This window comes from Microbacterium hydrocarbonoxydans (assembly GCF_023715885.1).
GTDB classification, from domain to species: domain Bacteria; phylum Actinomycetota; class Actinomycetes; order Actinomycetales; family Microbacteriaceae; genus Microbacterium; species Microbacterium hydrocarbonoxydans_C.
The window spans coordinates 1-4,916 of record NZ_JAMBOY010000010.1; the positions used below are offsets into that span (position 1 = coordinate 1).

Sequence of the window (4,916 nt, forward strand, 5' to 3'; positions counted from 1 at the left end):
GATTTTTTGGTTGGGGATGGGCTCGCGGCCTATCAGCTTGTTGGTGAGGTAATGGCTCACCAAGGCGTCGACGGGTAGCCGGCCTGAGAGGGTGACCGGCCACACTGGGACTGAGACACGGCCCAGACTCCTACGGGAGGCAGCAGTGGGGAATATTGCACAATGGGCGGAAGCCTGATGCAGCAACGCCGCGTGAGGGATGACGGCCTTCGGGTTGTAAACCTCTTTTAGCAGGGAAGAAGCGAAAGTGACGGTACCTGCAGAAAAAGCGCCGGCTAACTACGTGCCAGCAGCCGCGGTAATACGTAGGGCGCAAGCGTTATCCGGAATTATTGGGCGTAAAGAGCTCGTAGGCGGTTTGTCGCGTCTGCTGTGAAATCCCGAGGCTCAACCTCGGGCCTGCAGTGGGTACGGGCAGACTAGAGTGCGGTAGGGGAGATTGGAATTCCTGGTGTAGCGGTGGAATGCGCAGATATCAGGAGGAACACCGATGGCGAAGGCAGATCTCTGGGCCGTAACTGACGCTGAGGAGCGAAAGGGTGGGGAGCAAACAGGCTTAGATACCCTGGTAGTCCACCCCGTAAACGTTGGGAACTAGTTGTGGGGTCCATTCCACGGATTCCGTGACGCAGCTAACGCATTAAGTTCCCCGCCTGGGGAGTACGGCCGCAAGGCTAAAACTCAAAGGAATTGACGGGGACCCGCACAAGCGGCGGAGCATGCGGATTAATTCGATGCAACGCGAAGAACCTTACCAAGGCTTGACATATACGAGAACGGGCCAGAAATGGTCAACTCTTTGGACACTCGTAAACAGGTGGTGCATGGTTGTCGTCAGCTCGTGTCGTGAGATGTTGGGTTAAGTCCCGCAACGAGCGCAACCCTCGTTCTATGTTGCCAGCACGTAATGGTGGGAACTCATGGGATACTGCCGGGGTCAACTCGGAGGAAGGTGGGGATGACGTCAAATCATCATGCCCCTTATGTCTTGGGCTTCACGCATGCTACAATGGCCGGTACAAAGGGCTGCAATACCGCGAGGTGGAGCGAATCCCAAAAAGCCGGTCCCAGTTCGGATTGAGGTCTGCAACTCGACCTCATGAAGTCGGAGTCGCTAGTAATCGCAGATCAGCAACGCTGCGGTGAATACGTTCCCGGGTCTTGTACACACCGCCCGTCAAGTCATGAAAGTCGGTAACACCTGAAGCCGGTGGCCTAACCCTTGTGGAGGGAGCCGTCGAAGGTGGGATCGGTAATTAGGACTAAGTCGTAACAAGGTAGCCGTACCGGAAGGTGCGGCTGGATCACCTCCTTTCTAAGGAGCATCTGACGCTTCGGCGTCCAGAACCCAGATCGAAGGCATGCGTTCTTCGCTGGGAGCTCATGGGTGGAACATTTGACATGCCGTCAGCGCAGCTGACTCCAGTTAGTACGGTCTTCGGATCAGGAACGGTGGGGGATGCAAGCAGGCGGCTGCACGCTGTTGGGTCCTGAGGGACCGGACGTCGCAGCCTTCGGGTTGTGGGTCTGTACCTCTGGGCCTTTCGTCGTCTCCCCGTGGTGGGAGGTGGTGAGGGGTACCGCCCGTACTTTGAGAACTACACAGTGGACGCGAGCATCTTGCAACAACTTTCGGGTTGTTGCGCAAGATGATCTTAAAGATCATTAGTCAATCTCCATGCCTTTCGGGGTGTGGCGATCGATTCGAACTCATGTGATTTCAAGTCTTTAAGAGCAAACGGTGGATGCCTTGGCATCTGGAGCCGAAGAAGGACGTAGCAATCTGCGATAAGCCTCGGGGAACTGATAAGCAAGTTTTGATCCGAGGGTGTCCGAATGGGGAAACCCCGCTGGGCGGCGTGCCGACCTAGTGACTCCCGCCTGAATATATAGGGCGGGTAGAGGGAACGTGGGGAAGTGAAACATCTCAGTACCCACAGGAAGAGAAAGCAACCGCGATTCCGTTAGTAGTGGCGAGCGAAACCGGATCAGGCTAAACCGAGCGTGTGTGATAGCCGGCAGGCGTTGCACGTTCGGGGTTGTGGGACTTTTCAGTCATTTCTGCCGAGATGGCGGCGTTACAAGAAGGTATAGACGAACGGTCTTGAAAGGCCGGTCATAGAGGGTGCCAACCCCGTAGTCGAAATGCCTTGCTTGGCGCGAAGAGTATCCCAAGTAGCACGGGGCCCGTGAAATCCCGTGTGAATCTGTCAGGACCACCTGATAAGCCTAAATACTCCCAGATGACCGATAGCGGACAAGTACCGTGAGGGAAAGGTGAAAAGTACCCCGGGAGGGGAGTGAAATAGTACCTGAAACCGTTTGCTTACAAACCGTTGGAGCACCCCTGGTAGGTGTGACAGCGTGCCTTTTGAAGAATGAGCCTGCGAGTTAGCGATATGTGGCGAGGTTAACCCGTGTGGGGTAGCCGTAGCGAAAGCGAGTCTGAATAGGGCGATTCAGTCGCATGTCCTAGACCCGAAGCGAAGTGATCTATCCATGGCCAGGCTGAAGCGACGGTAAGACGTCGTGGAGGGCCGAACCCACTTAGGTTGAAAACTGAGGGGATGAGCTGTGGATAGGGGTGAAAGGCCAATCAAACTTCGTGATAGCTGGTTCTCTCCGAAATGCATTTAGGTGCAGCGTTGCGTGTTTCTTGCCGGAGGTAGAGCTACTGGATGGCCGATGGGCCCTACAAGGTTACTGACGTCAGCCAAACTCCGAATGCCGGTAAGTGAGAGCGCAGCAGTGAGACTGTGGGGGATAAGCTTCATAGTCGAGAGGGAAACAACCCAGACCACCAACTAAGGTCCCAAAGCGCGTGCTAAGTGGGAAAGGATGTGGAGTTGCTCTGACAACCAGGAGGTTGGCTTAGAAGCAGCCACCCTTGAAAGAGTGCGTAATAGCTCACTGGTCAAGTGATTCCGCGCCGACAATGTAACGGGGCTCAAGCACGCCACCGAAGTTGTGGCATTGACATTATTGGTAGGCCTTCGTGGTCCAGCCGTGTTGATGGGTAGGAGAGCGTCGTGTGGCCAGCGAAGCGGCGGGGTAACCCAGCCGTGGAGGCTACACGAGTGAGAATGCAGGCATGAGTAGCGAAAGACGTGTGAGAAACACGTCCTCCGAAAGACCAAGGGTTCCAGGGTCAAGCTAATCTTCCCTGGGTAAGTCGGGACCTAAGGCGAGGCCGACAGGCGTAGTCGATGGACAACGGGTTGATATTCCCGTACCGGCGAAGAACCGCCCAAATCAATCCAGTAGTGCTAAGTGTCTGAATCCCACTGACTGATCCCTTCGGGGTGACGCTGTGGGCCTAGCGCACGACCCCATGCTGGTGCGGTTAGCGTATTAACAGGTGTGACGCAGGAAGGTAGTCCAAGCCAGGCGATGGTTGTCCTGGTGCAAGTGCGTAGGCCGAGTCATAGGCAAATCCGTGACTCATGCAGGCTGAGACACGATGCGGATAAAAAGTGGATGATCCTATGCTGCCGAGAAAAGCATCGACGCGAGGTTCTAGCTGCCCGTACCCCAAACCGACTCAGGTGGTCAGGTAGAGAATACCAAGGAGATCGAGAGAATCGTGGTTAAGGAACTCGGCAAAATGCCCCCGTAACTTCGGGAGAAGGGGGGCCATCCACTTATACCCACGTGCTGGGAAAAGGGTGTGGTGGCCGCAGAGACTAGTGGGTAGCGACTGTTTACTAAAAACACAGGTCCGTGCCAAGTCGCAAGACGATGTATACGGACTGACGCCTGCCCGGTGCTGGAAGGTTAAGAGGACCGGTTAGCCGCAAGGCGAAGCTGAGAATTTAAGCCCCAGTAAACGGCGGTGGTAACTATAACCATCCTAAGGTAGCGAAATTCCTTGTCGGGTAAGTTCCGACCTGCACGAATGGCGTAACGACTTCCCAACTGTCTCAACCGCGAACTCGGCGAAATTGCATTACGAGTAAAGATGCTCGTTACGCGCAGCAGGACGGAAAGACCCCGTGACCTTTACTACAGCTTGGTATTGGTGTTCGGTGTGGCTTGTGTAGGATAGGTGGGAGACTGTGAAGCATGGACGCCAGTTCATGTGGAGTCATTGTTGAAATACCACTCTGGTCACTCTGGATATCTAACTTCGAACCGTAATCCGGTTCAGGGACAGTGCCTGGTGGGTAGTTTAACTGGGGCGGTTGCCTCCCAAAAAGTAACGGAGGCGCCCAAAGGTTCCCTCAACCTGGTTGGCAATCAGGTGTCGAGTGTAAGTGCACAAGGGAGCTTGACTGTGAGACTGACAGGTCGAGCAGGGACGAAAGTCGGGACTAGTGATCCGGCAGTGGCTTGTGGAAGCGCTGTCGCTCAACGGATAAAAGGTACCTCGGGGATAACAGGCTGATCTTGCCCAAGAGTCCATATCGACGGCATGGTTTGGCACCTCGATGTCGGCTCGTCGCATCCTGGGGCTGGAGTAGGTCCCAAGGGTTGGGCTGTTCGCCCATTAAAGCGGTACGCGAGCTGGGTTTAGAACGTCGTGAGACAGTTCGGTCCCTATCCGCTGCGCGCGTAGGAAGTTTGAGAGGATCTGACCCTAGTACGAGAGGACCGGGTTGGACGAACCTCTGGTGTGTCAGTTGTTCCGCCAGGAGCACCGCTGATTAGCTACGTTCGGGATGGATAACCGCTGAAAGCATCTAAGCGGGAAGCCGGCCTCAAGATGAGACTTCCATACCTTCGGGTGAGAGGCTCCCAGCCAGACTACTGGGTTGATAGGCCAGATGTGGAAGCACGGTAACGTGTGCAGCTGACTGGTACTAATAAGCCGATGACTTGATAACACACCGTTCGTTGGTGCTTGCGTCCACTGAGTGGTTCTCGATGTACGGTCGAGAACCGCATAACTAAGACTTATGTCGTTATGCAACGATTGA

Annotated in this window: 2 rRNA genes; both read left to right on the top strand. The window is 55.1% G+C overall.

What is annotated here, in order from left to right:
- Positions 1-1,315: ribosomal RNA gene (locus tag M3195_RS16680) — 16S ribosomal RNA — on the top strand; the annotation flags it as partial.
- 403 nt (positions 1,316-1,718) lie between these two features.
- Positions 1,719-4,823, top strand: a 23S ribosomal RNA gene (locus M3195_RS16685).
- Positions 4,824-4,916 lie beyond the last annotated feature (93 nt).